General features: G+C 68.8%; 20 protein-coding genes. 10 read left to right on the forward strand and 10 right to left on the reverse strand.

Annotation, left to right across the window (positions count from 1 at the left end):
• Positions 1–109: 109 nt before the first annotated feature.
• Positions 110–1810 carry a protein kinase family protein gene (locus AB0L33_RS00880; RefSeq protein WP_365676949.1) on the forward strand — a complete coding sequence of 567 codons (1701 nt, stop codon included), beginning with the start codon at positions 110–112 and terminating at the stop codon, positions 1808–1810.
• Between the two features lie 84 nt (positions 1811–1894).
• Here AB0L33_RS00880 and AB0L33_RS00885 read toward each other — a convergent pair whose 3' ends face one another.
• Entirely contained in the window at positions 1895–2359 is a 465-nt protein-coding gene (locus tag AB0L33_RS00885) for a DUF2690 domain-containing protein (protein ID WP_365676950.1), read from the reverse strand.
• A 142-nt stretch (positions 2360–2501) separates the two neighbouring features.
• Between AB0L33_RS00885 and sigM the strand changes: the two genes are divergently transcribed.
• The 4 genes from sigM to trxA all read left to right on the forward strand — a co-directional run bounded on the left by sigM (position 2502) and on the right by trxA (position 5706).
• A complete protein-coding gene (sigM, locus tag AB0L33_RS00890; RefSeq protein ID WP_365676951.1) occupies positions 2502–3239 on the forward strand; it encodes an RNA polymerase sigma factor SigM in 738 nt (245 codons plus the stop codon).
• Positions 3236–4216, forward strand: coding sequence for a hypothetical protein (locus tag AB0L33_RS00895; protein ID WP_365676952.1), 981 nt, complete (start codon positions 3236–3238; stop codon positions 4214–4216). The genes sigM and AB0L33_RS00895 overlap by 4 nt, the downstream gene beginning before the upstream one ends.
• A gap of 133 nt (positions 4217–4349) precedes the next feature.
• The gene (gene trxB / locus AB0L33_RS00900; protein ID WP_365676953.1) at positions 4350–5315 is read left to right on the forward strand and encodes a thioredoxin-disulfide reductase; all 966 of its coding nucleotides are present in this window, start codon (positions 4350–4352) and stop codon (positions 5313–5315) included.
• Positions 5316–5367: 52 nt separating this feature from the next.
• Entirely contained in the window at positions 5368–5706 is a 339-nt protein-coding gene (gene trxA, locus AB0L33_RS00905; RefSeq protein ID WP_365676954.1) for a thioredoxin, read from the forward strand.
• A gap of 88 nt (positions 5707–5794) precedes the next feature.
• Here the strand turns inward: trxA and AB0L33_RS00910 are convergent, their stop codons facing one another.
• The 9 genes from AB0L33_RS00910 to rpmH form a co-directional block, all read right to left on the reverse strand.
• A complete protein-coding gene (locus tag AB0L33_RS00910; RefSeq protein ID WP_365676955.1) occupies positions 5795–6412 on the reverse strand; it encodes a GNAT family N-acetyltransferase in 618 nt (205 codons plus the stop codon).
• A 161-nt stretch (positions 6413–6573) separates the two neighbouring features.
• The gene (locus AB0L33_RS00915) at positions 6574–7656 is read right to left on the reverse strand and encodes a ParB/RepB/Spo0J family partition protein (RefSeq protein WP_365676956.1); all 1083 of its coding nucleotides are present in this window, start codon (positions 7654–7656) and stop codon (positions 6574–6576) included.
• Complete coding sequence (locus AB0L33_RS00920; protein WP_365677373.1) at positions 7653–8729, reverse strand: ParA family protein; 1077 nt, start codon at positions 8727–8729, stop codon at positions 7653–7655. The genes AB0L33_RS00915 and AB0L33_RS00920 overlap by 4 nt, the downstream gene beginning before the upstream one ends.
• A 209-nt stretch (positions 8730–8938) precedes the next feature.
• Entirely contained in the window at positions 8939–9655 is a 717-nt protein-coding gene (gene rsmG, locus AB0L33_RS00925; protein ID WP_073966654.1) for a 16S rRNA (guanine(527)-N(7))-methyltransferase RsmG, read from the reverse strand.
• 108 nt (positions 9656–9763) lie between these two features.
• Positions 9764–10273, reverse strand: a complete 510-nt coding sequence (locus AB0L33_RS00930; RefSeq protein WP_365676957.1) for a R3H domain-containing nucleic acid-binding protein — start codon at positions 10271–10273, stop codon at positions 9764–9766.
• A gap of 14 nt (positions 10274–10287) precedes the next feature.
• Positions 10288–11550 (reverse strand): membrane protein insertase YidC, encoded by a 1263-nt coding sequence (gene yidC, locus AB0L33_RS00935; protein WP_365676958.1) that lies wholly within the window; start codon positions 11548–11550, stop codon positions 10288–10290.
• 3 nt (positions 11551–11553) lie between these two features.
• Positions 11554–11913 (reverse strand): membrane protein insertion efficiency factor YidD, encoded by a 360-nt coding sequence (gene yidD / locus AB0L33_RS00940; RefSeq protein ID WP_147975251.1) that lies wholly within the window; start codon positions 11911–11913, stop codon positions 11554–11556.
• Positions 11910–12281 (reverse strand): ribonuclease P protein component, encoded by a 372-nt coding sequence (gene rnpA / locus AB0L33_RS00945; protein ID WP_073863861.1) that lies wholly within the window; start codon positions 12279–12281, stop codon positions 11910–11912. Before rnpA ends, yidD begins: the two co-directional genes overlap by 4 nt.
• Before the next feature lie 21 nt (positions 12282–12302).
• Positions 12303–12440, reverse strand: coding sequence for a 50S ribosomal protein L34 (rpmH, locus tag AB0L33_RS00950; protein WP_006348049.1), 138 nt, complete (start codon positions 12438–12440; stop codon positions 12303–12305).
• Between the two features lie 382 nt (positions 12441–12822).
• Between rpmH and dnaA the strand changes: the two genes are divergently transcribed.
• The 5 genes from dnaA to AB0L33_RS00975 all read left to right on the forward strand — a co-directional run bounded on the left by dnaA (position 12823) and on the right by AB0L33_RS00975 (position 19468).
• Positions 12823–14622 carry a chromosomal replication initiator protein DnaA gene (dnaA, locus tag AB0L33_RS00955; protein WP_365676959.1) on the forward strand — a complete coding sequence of 600 codons (1800 nt, stop codon included), beginning with the start codon at positions 12823–12825 and terminating at the stop codon, positions 14620–14622.
• A 934-nt stretch (positions 14623–15556) separates the two neighbouring features.
• Positions 15557–16687, forward strand: a complete 1131-nt coding sequence (gene dnaN, locus AB0L33_RS00960) for a DNA polymerase III subunit beta (protein ID WP_073966647.1) — start codon at positions 15557–15559, stop codon at positions 16685–16687.
• A gap of 128 nt (positions 16688–16815) precedes the next feature.
• Complete coding sequence (gene gnd, locus AB0L33_RS00965; protein WP_365676960.1) at positions 16816–17694, forward strand: phosphogluconate dehydrogenase (NAD(+)-dependent, decarboxylating); 879 nt, start codon at positions 16816–16818, stop codon at positions 17692–17694.
• An 83-nt stretch (positions 17695–17777) separates the two neighbouring features.
• Complete coding sequence (gene recF / locus AB0L33_RS00970; protein ID WP_365676961.1) at positions 17778–18908, forward strand: DNA replication/repair protein RecF; 1131 nt, start codon at positions 17778–17780, stop codon at positions 18906–18908.
• The gene (locus tag AB0L33_RS00975; RefSeq protein ID WP_365676962.1) at positions 18905–19468 is read left to right on the forward strand and encodes a DciA family protein; all 564 of its coding nucleotides are present in this window, start codon (positions 18905–18907) and stop codon (positions 19466–19468) included. The genes recF and AB0L33_RS00975 overlap by 4 nt, the downstream gene beginning before the upstream one ends.
• The last annotated feature ends 116 nt before the right edge of the window (positions 19469–19584 follow it).

Consider the following 19584-nt stretch of genomic DNA (forward strand, 5'->3'; position numbering starts at 1 on the left):
GCCGGACTCCGCGTGTCGTGCATAGCGCCGGAGTGTGGGCACAATTGGCGTGACTGTGCAGAGCAGAGCTGGCTGGCATCGCGCAACGGATGGGGAGGCAGGAACGACGGTGGCGGAACGTAGCACGGCTGCCGTCGACGTGGCCGATAACAGCGGGGACGAGCCGCTGACCGCCAAGGCGGACGAGGCCACGACCGACGGCACGGCAGAAGCGCAGGACGCGGCAGACACGGGCTCCCAGGAGGAGGACGACGAGAGGGCCGCATCGAAGACCTTCCCGGCCACCCCGGATCTGCACAGCGGTCACAAGCTGGCCGGCCGGTACCGGCTGGAGGAATGCGTCACCCGTCTGGACGGCTTCAGCAGCTGGCGTGCCGTCGACGAGAAGCTCCGTCGCGCGGTGGGGGTTCACCTCCTGCCCGCGGACCACCCGCGGGCGCGCTCGGTTCTGGCCGCCGCCCGGTCCTCCGCACTGCTGGGAGACCCGCGCTTCGTGCAGGTCCTCGACGCCGTCGAGGAGGACGATCTCGTCTACGTCGTCCACGAGTGGCTTCCCGACGCCACCGAGCTCACGGCCCTGCTGAGCGCGGGCCCGATGGATGCGCACGACGCGTACCAGCTCGTCAGCCAGGTCTCCCAGGCCATGGCGGCCGCGCACCGGGAGGGCCTGGCCCACCTGAGGCTGACGCCGGGGGCCGTGCTGCGCAGCTCGTCCGGCCAGTACCGCATCCGCGGCCTCGCGGTGAACGCCGCCCTGCGGGGCATCACGTCCGAGGGCCCTCAGCGCACGGACACGGAGGCCATCGGGGCCCTGTTGTACGCCGCGCTGACCCAGCGCTGGCCGTACGAGAGCGATGCCTACGGGCTCACCGGACTGCCCAAGGGGATGGGTCTGCTCCCGCCCGACCAGGTGCGGGCCGGAGTCCACAGGGGCCTGTCCGAGATCGCCATGCGGGCTCTCGCCAATGACGGCGCCACGGCTTCCCGCCAGGAGCAGCCCTGCACCACGCCCGACGAGCTCGCCAAAGCGGTGGCGGCCATGCCCCGCGTCCCCCCGCCGGAGCCCGTCTTCACCGCTCCGCCCGAGTACCAGCGGACCACCTACCAGCAGGGCACGTACGGGAGGCCGGCGGCGGCCGGTGCCGTCGCGACCCAGCCGGTCGTGCCGGTGCCCCCCGCGCCCTTGCAGAGCCGCACCGGCAGGGCGCTGAAGTGGGTCGTGTCCGCACTGCTGATCGCCGCCCTTGGCCTGGGCAGCTGGCAGCTCGCCGAGACACTCATCGACCGGGACAAGAACTCGGGCGGCGACCCCGGCACCACTCAGTCCAACCCGGAGAACAACGACGCCCCGCCGGTCGAGAAGAGCAAGCCCGTTCCGATCGTCACCGCCCAGGACTACGACCCGCTCGGCGCCGATGGCAGTGAGAAGCCGCAGAGCATAGGCAACGTCTACGACGACGACCCGAGCTCGTACTGGCACACCGACTGGTACGCGTCAGCCGATTTCGGCAGGCTCAAGGAAGGAGTCGGCGTCGTCCTGGACCTGGGCAAGACACAGCGCGTCAGCAAGGTGGACGTGTCCTTCCTCGGCGGTTCCACTTCGGTCGAGCTGCGCACCGCCGGAGGCTCGACGGTGCCGACCGGTCCGACCGGCTTCGACAAGGTCGCCCAGGGGTCGGGCACCCAGGTGTCGCTGAAGCCCTCCAAGCCGGTGCAGGCACGGTTCCTGCTCGTCTGGCTCACCAAGCTCCCGCCGAGCGGCGAGGGCAACTTCCGAGGGAAGGTCTCGGACATCAAGGTCACCAGCTGACGGCCGCGAACACGAGAATGGGGCTGGGACGGATCCTCGGATCCGTCCCAGCCCCATTTCTTTACCCGCGTACCGATTCAGCGGTCAGTACGAAGGGGTCTTCGAGTTGAGGCTCACGTTGTCGTACTGGGACCAGCCCTCCGCGTATGCGGAGAGCGGGTCCTTGTCGTAGACCATTGCCGTGTAGCAGGTATAGGCGCCGAGCGAAGAGCTGTAGGAAAGCTTCGTGCAGTTATAAGATTTACCATCCGAGTTCCGGACGATCCGAGCTTTGCCCCACACGTCCTCGGAGAGGCTGATCCGCGCCCACGCAGTGTGGCACTTGACGCTGTACCGCAGCTCAATGGCACCGAGCGTCCAAGTGGAGGTGCCGATCAGTGCGCGCTTCACGGTGGTGGCGTCGCCGGAGCACCCGGCAGAAATGGGATTCTTCCCGTCCATCGAATAGGTGGCCGCCTGTGCGCTCCCCGGGAGCAATGCCACGAGCACCGGTGCGGTGAGAACGACCGGGAGGACCTTTCCCAGGTATCGCTTCACATGCTTCTGCATCACATGGTCCCCTTTCTGATTTCCCTCAATATAGGGCGGACAGGGCACCTCCGAAGCGCGATCGAATCGCGCCACTTATCATTCATACAATCCAACCCTCTTCGCCATTTACTTCCCGGCGCGGATCGGTTTGAATGCACGGATGGCGACAGCTGAGGGGGGAGACCGGGAGCGCTACGGCACCGGTGCCGCCGATCCACCGAGCGACGCGGACCTCCTCGCGCAGCACGTCGCCGGCGACCCCGACGCCTTCGGCGAGTTGGCTCGACGCCATCGAGACCGGCTGTGGGCCGTGGCCCTGCGGACGCTGGGCGACCGCGAGGAAGCGGCCGATGCCGTACAGGACGCGCTGATCTCCGCATTCCGCGCCGCCCACACGTTCCGAGGACAGTCCGCCGTCACCACCTGGCTCCACCGCATCACGGTGAACGCCTGTCTCGACCGCGTCCGCAAGGCCGCTTCCCGGAAGACCTCGCCCGTCGATGACCCGGAACGGCTCGACCAACTGCTGGAGCCGCACGAGTCCGCGGAGGCCCCTGCGGAACGCCACGATCTTCACCGCGAACTCCTTGCCGCGCTGGCCACCCTCCCCGCCGAACAGCGCGCAGCGCTCGTCCTCGTGGACATGCAGGGGTATCCGGTGGCGGAGGCCGCCCGCATCCTCGATGTACCCGTGGGCACAGTGAAGAGCCGCTGTGCCCGAGGCCGGGCCCGCCTGGCGCCCCTGCTGACGCATCTCCGCAGCGACGGGTGCGCCGGTGAGGCACCCGGCACGGAAGGGAACCGGACGCCCAGAGCATCCGTCCCACCGGCAGCCGGGCCACGAGACGCAGGCACGAGCGACCCCACTGTGATGAAGGGCGGAGGTGGACACCGATGACGTCAACACCCGGCACAACCCAGCACCCGGAAGTCTCGGAAATCTCCGACCTGACCGAGGACCTGCTCCCCGAGGTCCGGGCAGCCGAGGTCCGCGGCCACCTGGATACCTGTGAAGTCTGCGCCGAGGTCCTCGCCTCCTTGGAGGAGATTCGCGGGCTGCTCGGCGGTCTGTCCGCCGCCGGGCCCATGCCCACAGACATCGCCGAACGCATCGATGCCGCGCTCGCCGCCGAAGCAAGGCCCCATGGCGCGGAGCCGGATACGGCGACCGATGTTTCACGTGAAACAGCGCCCGCGCGCATAGCCGGGGGCGCTCCGTCCACGGCGCATGGCCCAGATCGTCCGGCCGGACATCCGCGTGCGAACACCGGCCCCGGCCGGCGCCCCGGAACGAGGCGTCGCCGCAGCACTCTGCTCGCCTCGGCACTCGGCGCCGCAGCCTTGGTCGGCATGAGCGTCTTCCTGTTGCAGAACGTCCCTGGAGCGGATCGAAACGACACCTCCGCCGCCGGAGTCAGCCAGGACACGAGGGCCACCGCCCCGAAAAGCCGCCCGCAGGCGTTCTCCGCAGACACCCTCGAGGACCAGGTGCACGCGCTGCTGGGCCCGGGCTCCGGCACCGAGAGCCCGCACCCCAAGGGAAACGAGGAGGCCCCCTCGATCGGATCCCAGTCCTCGCCCCAGTCCCATCCCTCGCTCCAAGCGGATCCTTCGGACTCGATGTCTCCCGATTCCCCGCTCCGAGCCCCCGCAGTGACCGTCCCTGCGTGCGTGGAAGCAGGCATCGACCGCGACGACCCGGCGCTCGCCATCGAGCGGGGCAGCTACGAAGGCGCCGACGCGTTCCTCGTCGTCCTGCCTCATCCCACGGACCCGGACAGTGTCCAGGCGTACGTCGTCGACGCGGCTTGCGTGGGAGCCGAGCCTCCCTCCAAGGGGAAGCTGCTGCTGACTCACGCCTACGCGCGCCCCTGAGAACCGCGCCGCCATCCGCCCCGGCACGTCGGGAATGCATCCCCCGTAGGATCCGTTGGGTGGGGTGAGAGTCGTTGAACCGACCCCAGTAGGCGTGGACAGTAGGCAGTCTGCAGAGACGAGGAAGAAACCCGTGAGCGACGTGCGTAATGTGATCATCATCGGCTCCGGCCCCGCCGGCTACACAGCCGCCCTGTACACCGCGCGCGCCTCGCTGAAGCCGCTGGTCTTCGAGGGGGCCGTCACCGCCGGTGGTGCGCTCATGAACACGACCGACGTGGAGAACTTCCCGGGCTTCCAGGACGGGATCATGGGCCCCGAGCTCATGGACAACATGCGTGCCCAGGCCGAGCGCTTCGGTGCCGAGCTGGTCCCGGACGACGTGGTTTCCGTCGACCTCACCGGTGACATCAAGACCGTCACCGACACGGCAGGCACCGTCCACCGAGCCAAGGCGGTCATCGTCACCACCGGCTCCCAGCACCGCAAGCTCGGACTCCCCAACGAGGACGCCCTCTCCGGGCGCGGCGTCTCCTGGTGCGCGACCTGCGACGGCTTCTTCTTCAAGGACCAGGACATCGCCGTGGTCGGCGGTGGCGACACCGCGATGGAGGAGGCGACCTTCCTCTCGCGTTTCGCCAAGTCGGTCACGATCATCCACCGCCGCGACACCCTGCGCGCCTCCAAGACCATGCAGGACCGCGCCTTCGCCGACCCGAAGATCAAGTTCGCCTGGGACAGCGAGGTTGCCGGAGTCAACGGCGAGCAGAAGCTCTCCGGCGTGACGCTGCGCAACACCAAGACCGGCGAGACCTCCGAGCTGCCCGTGACCGGCCTGTTCATCGCCGTCGGCCACGACCCGCGCACCGAGCTCTTCAAGGGCCAGCTCGACCTTGACGACGAGGGCTACCTGAAGGTCGCCGCTCCCTCGACGCGCACCAACCTGTCCGGGGTCTTCGGCGCCGGCGACGTTGTCGACCACACCTACCGCCAGGCGATCACCGCGGCCGGCACCGGCTGCTCCGCCGCTCTCGACGCAGAGCGCTTCCTCGCCGCTCTCGCCGACGACGAGCAGGCCGCCTCTGCGGCTGCCGTCTGACCCACCCACGTCCTACTCACATCCCCACACCCCGCGAAGTTAGGAGGCCGCCGTGGCCGGCGCCCTGCAGAACGTGACCGACGACTCCTTCGAAGAGGTCGTCCTCAAGAGCGACAAGCCCGTGCTGGTGGACTTCTGGGCCGCCTGGTGCGGCCCGTGCCGCCAGATCGCCCCGTCGCTGGAGGCCATCGCGGCCGAGCACGGCGAGATCGAGGTCGTAAAGCTCAACATTGACGAGAACCCGGCCACCGCTGCCAAGTACGGCGTCATGTCCATTCCGACGCTGAACGTCTACCAGGGCGGCGAGGTCGCCAAGACCATCGTCGGCGCCAAGCCGAAGGCCGCGATCCTCCGCGACCTCGCGGGCTTCATCGCCGAGAAGGATCAGTAAGGCAGAAGCTGCGTCCGCTTGTTTCACGTGAAACGGGCCCGTCCTTGTCAGGGCGGGCCCGTTTCACGTGCGTCGTGGAGCGAGCACCTCACAGCGGCCGCAGTGCAGGCTCCTTCTGCACCGCTCCCAGGAGCCGGTCCAGGGCCAGCTCCACGTCTTCCTTCCAGGAGAGCGTCGTGCGAAGTTCCAGCCGCAGTCGCGGGTGTACCGGGTGTGGGCGTACCGTCTTGAACCCCACTGCCAGAAGATGGTCGGCGGGCAACACGCAGGCCGGCTCCTTCCACCGGGCATCTCCGAAGGCTTCGATCGCCTTGAAGCCCCGACGGATCAGGTCTTTGGCAACCGTCTGCACCATGACCCGGCCCAGCCCCTGCCCCCGGTAGCCCGGCATGATCAGCGCGGTCATCAGCTGAACGGCATCGGGGGAGACGGGGCTCGTCGGGAAGGCAGTGGCGCGCGGAACGTATGCGGGTGGCGCGTAGAGCACAAAGCCGGCCGGCACGTCATCGACGTAGACCACGCGCCCGCAGGAGCCCCACTCCAGCAGAACCCCGGAGATCCATGCTTCCTTCTCCCGGTCGGATGTCCCGCTCTTGACGGCGGCCTCGCCGCTGACCGGGTCGAGCTCCCAGAAGACACAGGAGCGGCAGCGCCGGGGAAGGTCGGAAAGGTTGTCCAGCGTGAGCGGTACGAGCCGACGCCCCATGAAGGCTGTTCCTCACTTCTCTCGCCCACTGCGTCATGGACGGAAATGCCCTGCCAGAACGCATCGTAGCCACCGTCGGATCAAGCCGACACCGCGAGAGAGCAAAGGGCGGGCTGTAATCCGTGAACCGGAAACAGCCCGCCCTCAGCGTTCGGCGTACGTCAGCTCTCGTCGCCCTCGGCCGACTTCTCGGAAGCTTGGTCCAGCACCCGGCCCTCGCCCGGGGCGAGACTGCCCAGAATGCGGTCCAGGTCCTCCATCGAGGCGAACTCTACGACGATCTTGCCCTTCTTCTGCCCGAGGTCGACCTTCACCCGGGTCTCGAAGCGGTCGGAAAGCCGCGATGCCAGGTCGGAGAGCGCCGGGGAGAGCCGCGCCCCGGCGCGGGGCCCCTTGGCCTTCTTGGCGCTCGTGGGCCTGGAACCCATGAGCGTCACGATCTCCTCGACCGCGCGCACCGAGAGCCCTTCGGCCACGATGCGATGGGCCAGCTTGTCCTGCTCCTCGGAGTCATCCACCGACAGCAGCGCACGCGCGTGGCCCGCCGAGAGCACCCCGGCCGCGACCCTGCGCTGCACCGGCGGCGACAGCCGCAGCAGGCGCAGGGTGTTGGACACCTGCGGCCGGGAACGGCCGATCCGGTCCGCCAGCTGGTCATGCGTGCACTTGAAGTCCTTGAGCAGCTGGTCGTAGGCGGCCGCCTCCTCCAGCGGGTTCAGCTGAGCCCGGTGCAGGTTCTCCAGGAGGGCGTCCAGGAGAAGCTTCTCGTCGTCCGTGGCCCGGACGATGGCCGGGATGCGCTCCAGGCCGGCCTCGCGGCAGGCCCTCCAGCGCCGCTCGCCCATGATGAGCTCGAAGCGGTCGGCTCCGATCTTGCGCACCACGACCGGCTGGAGAAGACCGACCTCCTTGATGGAGGTGACCAGCTCCGCCAGCGCGTCCTCGTCAAAGACCTCACGTGGCTGACGCGGGTTCGGCGTGATGGAGTCGAGCGGCACCTCGGCGAAGTACGCCCCCGCCACATCGCCCGAGACCGTCGGCTCGGAGCCCGACACAGGGGAACTCGGCTCAGGCACGACGGGAGCGGCCCCGAGCGTGGCCACCTTGGCGGCGGCGACACCCCGCTCCGAGGTCAGTACGGGCGAGGGTGACCCGGAGCCGGCGGACGACAGCTGCTTCTCCTGCGGAGCGGCTGGGATCAGGGCACCGAGCCCTCGCCCCAACCCTCGACGACGCTCACTCACTGGATCCCCTCCGAATTGCTCTGCTGACTGATCGAACCGCCCGTGTGGGCGTGCTGTCCCTCGTAGTGCACCCCGACTCCTCGCAGCGCGATCTCGCGGGCTGCTTCGAGGTACGACAGCGACCCGCTGGACCCGGGGTCGTATGTGAGCACGGTCTGCCCGTAGCTCGGCGCCTCGGAGATACGGACCGACCGGGGGATGCTGGTCCTCAGCACCTCCTTACCGAAGTGACTGCGAACCTCCTCCGCGACCTGTGACGCCAGCCGGGTCCGGCCGTCGTACATGGTGAGCAGGATGGTCGAGACATGGAGGTCGGGGTTCAGGTGGCCCCGTACCAACTCGACGTTCCGCAGGAGCTGGCCCAGGCCCTCCAGCGCGTAGTACTCGCACTGAATGGGGATCAGTACCTCCGCCCCTGCCACCAGCGCGTTGACCGTCAGCAGGCCCAGCGAGGGCGGGCAGTCGATCAGGATGTAATCCAGCGGCTGCTCATACGCCTGGATGGCGCGCTGGAGTCGACTCTCCCGCGCCACCAGCGACACCAGCTCGATCTCCGCACCGGCGAGATCGATGGTGGCCGGGGCGCAGAAGAGACCTTCGACGTCCGGGACGGGCTGAACCACGTCGGAGAGCGGCTTGCTCTCCACCAGGACGTCATAGATCGAGGGAACTTCGGCGTGGTGATCGATCCCAAGAGCCGTCGAGGCGTTGCCCTGCGGGTCGAGGTCCACCACCAGGACCCGTGCCCCGTGCAGTGCCAGCGACGCGGCAAGGTTGACCGTCGAGGTGGTCTTGCCAACCCCACCCTTCTGGTTGGCCACGACCATGACGCGGGTCTGCTCGGGCCGTGGCAACCCCTCGCCGGCACGGCCAAGGGCCTCCACCGCCAGCTGGGCCGCACGACCAATGGGTGTGTCGTCCATCGGCGGCGGTGTTTCACGTGAAACACCGTTCCCCACCGATTCGGTTCGGGGGCCGGGGACCGGATCGGTCATCGGCCCCGCGATGTTGGCGTCGGACCGCAAGGATTCACTCTCCTCGACTTCAGGCTCGCAATGAGCAGAGCCTGTCATGGTTTCGGGGTCGTGAACCAGCGAGGCCCGCTCTTCTGTGGATGAAACCACTTCTGTGGACAACTCCGTAGCCCTAACGGGCCTGCGATGGGGAGGGGCGGCTGCCTCATGACCGCGGCCGATGATTCCATGCAGCAGAGAACGACGTTTCACGTGAAACACGATGCCTCCGCAGCGTAGCTACGGAGCTACGACACTCCGCGCAGGGCTCAGCGACGGCGTCGCGTCCGGCTGGTCCGCGCAGCCTTGGCTCGCTTTGCGGCGAACCTCACACCCCCGGGGCTCTCCCCAACCACCACCCGGACCACGGTGGACGTCGGGTCGACCACGCCCTCGCCGACATGCAGCACCTCGGTGTCCACCACTCCCAGCTTGCTGAGCGCGGCCCGCGCCCCGTTGATCTCCTCCTCGGCGGTGTCGCCCTTGAGCGCGAGCATCTCGCCGTACGGACGCAACAGGGGCACACCCCAGCCGGCCAGCCGGTCCAGCGGGGCCACCGCCCGGGCGGTCACGACATGCACCGGTTGCAGGGAGCCAAGAACCTCCTCGGCGCGGCCGCGGACCACCGTCACATGATCGAGCCCCAGAAGTTCCACGACCTCCTGGAGGAAGTTCGTCCGACGCAGCAGCGGTTCCAGGAGAGTGATCTTCAGGTCCGGGCGCACCAACGCCAGGGGAATACCGGGAAGCCCGGCCCCGGAGCCCACGTCGCACACCGTGACCCCCTCGGGAACGACCTCGGAGAGCACCGCGCAGTTCAGCAGATGCCGCTCCCACAGGCGCGGAACCTCGCGCGGCCCGATCAGCCCGCGGGTGACCCCCGCGTCCGCCAGCAGTTCCGCGTACCGGACAGCCTCGGGAAAGCACTCACCGAATACTTCCCGGGCCTCGTCGGGCGCCTGGGGAAGCGCTACTTCCTCCGTCACGGGGGACCGTCCTTCCATACCGCACTACCGCACCATGGTGGCTGTCTATCAGGCTGACAAAGATCGGCCCCGTCTGCGAACAGACGGGGCCGACAGGTAAGGAGCCGGTCAGGCCGGCAGGACGACGACGAAGCGCTGCGGCTCCTCGCCCTCCGATTCACTGCGCAGGCCCGCCGCGGCGACCGCGTCGTGCACGACCTTCCGCTCGAACGGCGTCATCGGGTCCAGCTTCACCGGCTCACCGGTGCTCTTGACCTCGGCCGCCGCCTTGGCACCCAGCTCGGCGAGCTCCGTGCGCTTCTTGGCCCGGAACCCGGCGATGTCCAGCATCAGGCGGCTCCGGTCACCGGTCTCCCGGTGCACGGCGAGCCGCGTCAGCTCCTGGAGCGCCTCCAGGACCTCACCGTCGCGCCCCACGAGCTTCTGCAGCTCGCGCGCCGAGTCGCTGATGATCGAGACCGCGGCACGGTCCGCCTCGACGTCCATGTCGATGTCGCCGTCGAGGTCGGCGATGTCGAGCAGCCCCTCGAGGTAGTCCGCTGCGATCTCCCCTTCCTGCTCAAGGCGGGTCAGGGTGTCGCTGCCCTCAGCGGCCGTGGAGGTGGTGCCTTCCGTCACGGATCGACTCCTTCTTACTTCTTGGACGGGTGCTTGGGCCGCTGCGGGCCCTTGCGCTGTCCGGACTTGGCTTGGCGTGAGGAGCCGGACGCGGCCTTGCCCGCCGGCTTCGACTTGTCGTCCTGCGCGGAGCTCTTCTTCAGGGACGTCTTGGAAGCCGACTCACTGGAGTCGTCATCCTTGGCTCCGCCCTGGTGAGCCGCTCCGGTCTGGCGCTGCGCCTTCGTCTGCCGCTTGGGCTGGTGACGGCGCTGCGGGGCACTGCCCTCGGCCTCGGCGACGGCGGTGTCGCTCTTGGCGACCGTGCCGTCCTCCTGAGGAGCGAGCCCGAGCTTGGCCAGCCCGACGACGAACTTCCGCTCGATGTCATTGCGGTCCGGGCCCTTGGCCACGATCCGCTTGACGGTGTTGCGCCGTGTCCGGCCGCGGACCTCACCGTGCGCGGTAACGCTCTTCAGCAGGCGTCCGAGGTACTGCTCCTGGGCCTTGCTGCCCGGCGTCGGGTTCTGGTTGATCACGTACATCTGCTGACCCATGGTCCAGACGTTCGTGGTGAGCCAGTAGACGAGGACACCGACGGGGAAGTTGATGCCCATGACCGCGAAGATCAGCGGGAAGATGTACATCAGCATCTTCTGCTGCTGCATGTACGGCGTCTTGACCGTCAGGTCGACGTTCTTCGTCATCAGCTGGCGCTGCGTGAAGAACTGCGAGGCCGACATCAGCACGATCATGACCGCGGTGACGATCCGGACATCGGTCAGCGAAGCACCGAGGGCGTCGACCTTCTCCGCACTGTCCATGAACTTGGCGGCCAGCGGCGCACCGAAGATGTGGGCCTGACGAGCGCTGTCCAGCAGCGACTGGTCGATGACGCCGATCTTCTTGTTCGAGGCGATCGCGGAGAGTACGTGGTACAGCGCGAAGAAGAACGGCGACTGCGCGATGATGGGCAGGCACGAGGAGAGCGGGTTGGTACCCGTCTCCTTGTACAGCTTCATCATCTCTTCGGACTGACGCTGCTTGTCGCTCTTGTAGCGCTCCTGGATCGCCTTCATCTTCGGCTGGAGCAGCTGCATGTTCCGCGTCGACTTGATCTGCTTGACGAACAGCGGGATCAAGCAGATACGGATCAGGACCACGAGGGACACGATGGACAGACCCCAGGCCCATCCGGTGTCAGGCCCGAAGATCCACCCGTACAACTTGTGGAACTGGACGATGACCCAGGAGACGGGCCAGGTGATGAAGCTGAACAGACTGGCAATCGTGTCCACTAATCAGGCTCCTTGAGCATTGGGCGAAGTCTCTGCGGCCGAACTCGGGAGATCGGTGGCCGAACCCCCGGGAGGCACGTCAGCGGCGGAGTCCCCGCCCTTGCTGCCGCGTATGGCGCTGCGCAGCAGTTCGTGCCAACGCGGACGTTTGCGTGGTGGTACGTAGTCCACGCCGCCGGGTGACCACGGATTGCATCGCAGGATGCGCCAGGCCGTCAGCGCAGTTCCCTTGATCGCTCCGTGCCGGTCGATCGCCGTATATCCATAGTGGGAACACGACGGGTAGTAACGGCAGACAGGCCCGAGAAGTGGGCTGATCGTCCACTGGTACAGCTTGATGAGAGCCAGCAGCGGGTACTTCATCGCACGCCCCCTCCCAGCAGCCGCTGCAAGGCGGCGTCCAGGTCTCGGGCCAGCTGTTCATGGCCGGCGTCACCCGAACCGGGCAACGCTCGTACGACAACCAGGCTACCGGGGGGCAGCAGGGCGAGTCGTTCTCGGACCAGGTGGCGAAGCCTGCGCTTCACCGCTGTGCGGACGACCGCACCACCTACGGCTTTGCTGACAACGAAACCCGCACGCGGCGGGGGAACGTTCTCCCCAGGCACGTGCGGGTCGGTTGCACCGCTTCGTAGATGGACGACGAGGAGCGGACGACCGGCCCGGCGTCCTCGTCGTACCGCGGTCGCGAAGTCCTCGCGCCGCCTCAGCCGATTCTCGGAAGGCAGCACGTCATGACGACCTGTACGCGATCAGGCGGACAGGCTGGCGCGACCCTTGCTACGGCGGGACGCGAGGATCGCGCGGCCGGCACGGGTGCGCATACGCAGCCGGAAGCCGTGGGTCTTCGCGCGACGACGGTTGTTCGGCTGGAAGGTGCGCTTGCTCACTCGGGGGCTCCAGAAATGACTCGTGTGTTGGCGGGACATCGCCTGGCTGTCACCGTGCGCCCACGAGAGACTCGCGTAAACGCCCTAGTGCACCGCATTCACAATCACAGATCGTGATCTTTGCCCATCGGAGGCAGGCGGCAGCAGCCATCGACAACTCGACCTGGTCACGGTACGCGCGGCTACGCCATCCGGTCAAACCGACCCTGTCGGACCCCCCATTGTGCACAGGCTGTGGACAACGACTTGAACCGCGCGGGTCGGGCTGACTACCGTGGCTGAACTCCGGTTCTTTTTCTTCCCGCCTGCCGGTCCTCACCCACCCCGACCCAAACCGTCCCGAGAACCACACATTCGTGGGACCAGCGAGAGAGCGTGCCCTGTGGCTGACGTACCTGCCGATCTTGCCGCAGTGTGGCCGCGAGTGCTGGAGCAGCTCCTCGGGGAGGGGCAGCAGGGCATCGAGCCGAAGGACAAGCAGTGGATCGAGCGCTGCCAGCCGCTCGCCCTGGTCGCCGACACGGCACTCCTCGCCGTCCCCAATGAATGGGGCAAGCGGGTCCTCGAAGGCCGCCTCGCCCCCCTCATCAGTGAGACGCTGAGCCGGGAGTGCGGGCGCCCCATCCGGATCGCGATCACGGTCGACGACTCCGCGGGCGAGCCGTCGGGTCCGCCGGCACCGCCGATGCACCAGTCCCCCCCGCCGTCGCACCGCTACCAGGGCCCGCAGCACGACGAGGGCCGGCCCGGCGACGCGTACGACGGCTACGGGAACCGCCCCGCGGACGACGGCATGCCCACCGCCCGGCCCGCGTATCCGGACTACCAGCAGCAGCGCCCGGAACCCGGCGCCTGGCCGCGCACCCAGGAGGACCTGTCCTGGCAGCAGCCCCGGCTCGGCGGTTTCCAGGACCGCGAGCCGGCGGCCGACCAGTGGCGCGAGCCGTACGGCGGCGGCCGCCCGCCGCAGCACGACTACCGCCAGCAGCCGCCCGAGCGCCAGGGGTACGAGCCCCAGCACACCGAGCGCCCCCGCTCCGAGCGGCCGGAGCTGCCGGAGCCGCAGCACCGCGCCGGTACCGGCCGCCCCGGCGGAGCCCCGGGCCCGATGGGCGCACAGCCCGCGCCGGCCCCCGGCCCCGGCGAGCCGCACGCCCGGCTGAACCCGAAGTACCTCTTCGACACCTTCGTCATCGGGGCCTCGAACCGCTTCGCGCACGCCGCGGCCGTGGCGGTGGCCGAGGCGCCGGCGAAGGCGTACAACCCCCTGTTCGTCTACGGGGAGTCGGGACTCGGCAAGACCCATCTGCTGCACGCCATCGGGCACTACGCGCGGAGCCTCTACCCGGGCACCCGGGTGCGGTACGTGAGCTCCGAGGAGTTCACCAACGAGTTCATCAACTCGATCCGCGACGGCAAGGGCGACACGTTCCGGAAGCGGTACCGCGACGTCGACATCCTGCTCGTGGACGACATCCAGTTCCTGGCGAGCAAGGAGTCGACGCAGGAGGAGTTCTTCCACACCTTCAATACGCTGCACAACGCCAACAAGCAGATCGTGCTGTCCTCCGACCGGCCGCCGAAGCAACTGGTCACTCTGGAGGACCGGTTGCGGAATCGTTTCGAGTGGGGGCTGACCACCGACGTACAGCCCCCCGAGCTGGAGACGCGGATCGCGATCCTGCGCAAGAAGGCGGTGCAGGAGCAGCTCAACGCCCCTCCGGAAGTGCTGGAGTTCATCGCCTCACGGATCTCCCGCAACATCCGTGAGCTGGAGGGCGCTCTCATCCGCGTGACGGCGTTCGCGAGCCTCAATCGGCAGCCCGTGGACCTGGGGCTCACCGAGATCGTGCTGAAGGACCTGATCCCGGGCGGTGAGGACACGGCCCCCGAGATCACCGCGTCCGCCATCATGGCGGCGACCGCGGACTACTTCGGCCTGACGGTGGAAGACCTCTGCGGTTCGTCGCGCAGCCGGGTGCTGGTGACGGCCCGGCAGATCGCCATGTACCTGTGCCGTGAGCTGACCGATCTCTCACTGCCCAAGATCGGTGCGCAGTTCGGCGGCCGGGACCACACGACGGTGATGCACGCGGACCGCAAGATCCGGGCGCTGATGGCGGAGCGGCGCTCCATCTACAACCAGGTCACCGAGCTCACCAACCGCATCAAGAACGGCTGACGGCGCCCCGCGCCGACCGCAGCACGTACCCGAAGGGCGCTGTGCGGACTCGTCAGGAGTCCGCACAGCGCCCTTCCGTGTTCCCCGGAAAGCGGCTCGCAACCCCCTTCGCACCGATCCGGACGCCGCCCTGCCGTCCACCGGGTGCGCTCCAGGAGCCCCGGTCTGTTCGATTAATCGTGAGGTCACGGGTGTTCTCCACAGATCTGGGCACTTTTTCCCCTCCACAGCCTGGGGATCCAAAAGTTGTCCATACTGCATCCACAGGCAGAACCTCCGGGAGGACATCGGGCCAGCTCAGCGGGTTGGGGATTTGTGGTCAACGATGATCCACAGGCTGTGGACAAGATCTTCGTCCACAGCCTGTGGTCAACGTTGTCCACCGGATGCCCACAGGCTCGAGGCCGTTTTCCCCAGCAGGCAGCCGCTTCTCCACACCGCTGTCCACTGTTCGGCAACATGAGAGGGCGCGTCACCGGCCCGAGTGAAAGGCGTCACACCAAGAGGCAGGGTTGGCCTGTGGGGAACGGGGGTAAAGCTGGGGACAGACCTGGGGAGAAACCGCCCTCCCCTGTGTACGGGTTGTGCACAACTTCCGGGTGTCCACAGAAAGCCCGGGTTGTCCACTGGTACCGCCCACAGGGTCGGTGGATAAAAAACAGGCTCTGAGCTGCGAAAACGGGGTTATCCACGGTTTCCACAGGGCCTACTACTACCACCACCCATAGTTAGCCCGGAATCCGTTTCGAAGTGGGTCCTGTGCACAACTCGCCCTCGGAGCGCTTCGGGCCGCTCGCCGCGATTTGACCCCGAGCAGCAACGAGTGTCGGTGCGGTGCGTCAGACTGGTCCCCGGCGTCCTCCCCTCTCATCGGCGGAGCGACCCGACCAGACGACGAAGGCCGACAGGGCGAAAACAGCAGGAGGCGGTTCCGGTGAAGATCCGGGTGGAGCGCGATGTACTCGCGGAGGCGGTGGCCTGGGTGGCCCGCAGCCTTCCGGCCCGTCCGCCGGCGCCCGTTCTCGCGGGCCTTCTGCTGAAGGCCGAGGACGGAGCGCTCAGCTTCTCCAGCTTCGACTACGAGGTCTCTGCGCGGGTCTCGGTGGAGGCCGAGGTCGAGGAGGACGGCACCGTCCTCGTCTCCGGCCGGCTGCTCGCCGACATCTGCCGCGCCCTGCCCAACCGGCCGGTGGAGATCTCCACAGACGGTGTACGGGCGACCGTCTCCTGCGGCTCCTCGCGATTCACACTCCACACCCTTCCTGTGGAGGAGTACCCGGCGCTTCCGCAGATGCCGACCGCGACCGGCACCGTCCCCGGTGAGGTCTTCGCTTCCGCCGCCGCCCAGGTCGCCATCGCCGCGGGTCGCGACGACACGCTGCCCGTCCTGACCGGTGTCCGTATCGAGATCGAGGGCGACACCGTCACCCTCGCCTCCACCGACCGCTACCGCTTCGCGGTCCGCGAGTTCCTCTGGAAGCCGGAGGACCCGGAGGCCTCCGCCGTCGCCCTGGTCCCCGCCAAGACGCTGCTCGACACCGCCAAGGCCCTCACCAGCGGTGACACGGTCACCCTGGCGCTGTCCGGCTCCGGCGCGGGGGAAGGGCTCATCGGTTTCGAGGGTGCCGGACGGCGGACGACCACCCGACTGCTCGAAGGCGACCTGCCGAAGTACCGGACGCTCTTCCCCACCGAGTTCAACTCGGTCGCGGTGATCGAGACCGCCCCGTTCGTGGAGGCCGTCAAGCGCGTCGCCCTGGTGGCCGAGCGCAACACCCCGGTCCGGCTGACCTTCGAGCAGGGCGTGCTCATCCTGGAGGCCGGCTCCAGCGACGACGCACAGGCTGTGGAAAGGGTCGACGCCGTGCTGGAGGGCGACGACATCTCGATCGCCTTCAACCCGACCTTCCTGCTCGACGGCCTCAGCGCCATCGACTCCCCGGTCGCCCAGCTCTCGTTCACGACCTCCACCAAGCCGGCGCTGCTCAGCGGCCGCCCGGCCGTGGACGCCGAGGCGGACGACGCGTACAAGTACCTGATCATGCCGGTCCGCCTCTCCGGCTGACCTCCTCCGGCCCCGCTCCGGCGGGGCCCGACGGGTGTGTTCAGCGCCGAGCACGCCCGGCGTCCTGTCCCCTTCCGGGCGTAGGCTCGGATGCGGGTACGAATCGGCACAACGCTAAGGAATCTCTGATGGAGCTCGGTCTCGTCGGCCTCGGCAAGATGGGCGGCAACATGCGCGAGCGCATCCGCCGCGCAGGCCACACCGTCATCGGTTACGACCGCAACCCGGATCTCGCCGACGTCCACAGCCTGGAAGAGCTTGTGGGCAGCCTCAAGGGCCCCCGGGTCGTGTGGGTGATGGTCCCGGCCGGAGCGGCGACCCAGTCCACCGTGGACGAGCTGGCCGAGCTCCTCTCGCCCGGCGACATCGTCGTGGACGGCGGGAACAGCCGCTGGACCGACGACGAGAAGCACGCCGAGGAGCTGCGCGCCAAGGGCATCGGCTTCGTGGACTGCGGCGTCTCCGGCGGCGTCTGGGGCCTGGAGAACGGCTACGCGCTCATGTACGGCGGCGACGCCGAGGACGTGGCGAAGGTCCAGCCGATCTTCGACGCGCTGAAGCCCGAGGGCGATTTCGGCTCGGTCCACGCGGGCAAGGTCGGCGCCGGCCACTTCGCCAAGATGGTCCACAACGGCATCGAGTACGCCATGATGCAGGCGTACGCCGAGGGCTGGGAGCTCCTGGAGAAGGTCGACTCCGTCACCGACGTGCGCGAGGTCTTCCGCTCCTGGCAGGAGGGTACGGTCATCCGTTCCTGGCTGCTCGACCTGGCGGTCAACGCCCTGGACGACGACGAGCACCTCGACAAGCTCCGCGGCTACGCGGCCGACTCGGGCGAGGGCCGCTGGACGGTCGAGGCCGCGATCGACAACGCGGTGCCGCTGCCCGCGATCACGGCGTCGCTCTTCGCGCGCTTCGCCTCGCGCCAGGACGACTCCCCGCAGATGAAGATGATCGCCGCCCTGCGCAACCAGTTCGGCGGCCACGCGGTCGAGAACAAGAAGTAACCCGCAACGAGGAGCGGGAGGGGCCGACCGTCCCTCCCGCCTACGGAGCACGGAGCAGGAAGCCGGGAAGGTCGGCGCACATCATGCACGTCACGCATCTGTCGCTGGCCGACTTCCGCTCGTACGCCCGGGCCGAGGTGTCCCTCGACCCGGGCGTCACCGCGTTCGTGGGGGCCAACGGCCAGGGCAAGACGAATCTGGTGGAGGCCGTCGGCTATCTCGCCACGCTCGGCAGCCACCGCGTCTCCTCCGACGCCCCGCTCGTCCGCATGGGCGCCGAGCGCGCCGTGATCAGGGCGGCCGTCACCCAGGGCGAGCGCTCGCAGCTGGTCGAGCTGGAGCTCAACCCGGGCAAGGCGAACCGCGCCAGGATCAATAGATCGTCGCAGGTCAGACCCCGTGACGTGCTCGGCATCGTACGGACGGTGCTGTTCGCCCCCGAGGACCTGGCCCTGATCAAGGGCGACCCCGGCGAGCGCCGGCGGTTCCTGGACGAGCTGATCACCGCACGGGCGCCGCGGATGGCCGGGGTGCGTTCCGACTACGAGCGCGTGCTCAAGCAGCGGAACACACTGCTGAAGTCCGCCGCGATGGCCCGCAGGCACGGCGGGCGCTCCCTGGACCTCTCGACGCTCGACGTGTGGGACCAGCATCTGGCCGGGGTGGGCGCGGAGCTGCTGGCCCAGCGCCTGGACCTGATCGCCACGCTCCAGCCGCTGGCGGACAAGGCGTACGGGGACGTGGCGCCGGGCGGCGGTCCGGTGGCGCTGGACTACCGCAGCTCCGTCGGCGGCGAGGCCGGCCCCGCCCGCACGCGTGAGGAGCTGTACGGGCAGCTCATCGATGCCCTGGCCGGCGTCCGCAAGCAGGAGATCGAGCGCGGGGTGACGCTGGTCGGCCCGCACCGCGACGACCTGGTGCTCGGCCTGCGCGGGATGCCCGCCAAGGGATACGCGAGCCACGGGGAGTCCTGGTCGTACGCGCTGGCGCTGCGCCTCGCCTCGTACGAGCTGCTGCGCGGCGAGGGCAACGAACCGGTGCTGGTGCTGGACGACGTGTTCGCCGAGCTGGACGCCCGCCGCAGGGAGCGGCTGGCGGAGCTGGTGGCGCCGGCCGAACAGGTGCTGGTGACCGCGGCGGTCGACGACGACGTCCCGGGGGCGCTCGCGGGGACCCGGTACGCGGTGTCCGCCGGCGAGGTGGAGCGGCTGTGAGCGGCGAGGGTGAGGGAAAGGCCCCGGGCGGCCCGGACGGGCCGAAGCCGGCGGAGCCGTCCGGCGTCGACCTGGCCCGGGTCGCCCTGCGCGCGGCGAAGGAGCAGGCGCGGGCGCGCGGTGAGGCGGCGCAGCAGAAGAAGCAGGCCAGGCGCGGCGGCGGGCTGCGCTCCGGGGCGCGGCGGGACGGCCGCGATCCGCTGCCGCTGGGCGCCGCGATCAACCGGCTGATCACCGAGCGCGGCTGGGAGACCCCGGCGGCGGTGGGCGGGGTGATGGGCCGCTGGCCGCAGATCGTCGGTGACGACCTGGCGCTGCACTGTGTGCCCGTGCGGTACGACGAGGAGCCGGACCAGCGGGTGCTGACGGTGCAGTGCGATTCGACGGCCTGGGCGACGCAGCTGCGGCTGCTGGCTCCCCAGCTGGTGGCCCGGCTCAACGCGGACCTGGGCAACGGCACGGTGCGGATGATCAAGGTGCTGGGCCCCGGCGGCCCGCAGCACCGGTTCGGCCCGCTGCGTGCCCCGGGCAGCACGGGCCCGGGCGACACCTACGGCTGACCGCTGCGACCTGGGCCTTTCACCTCCGCGGCCGGACCTGGGCCGCGTCCCGGCCGCCCGGGGACCCGATTGCGTGGCACGTGAAACCAGGTGGTGGTGAGCTGGCGTCCCTCACC

This window comes from Streptomyces sp. NPDC052299, assembly GCF_040679335.1.
In the GTDB taxonomy this organism is placed as follows: Bacteria; Actinomycetota; Actinomycetes; order Streptomycetales; family Streptomycetaceae; genus Streptomyces.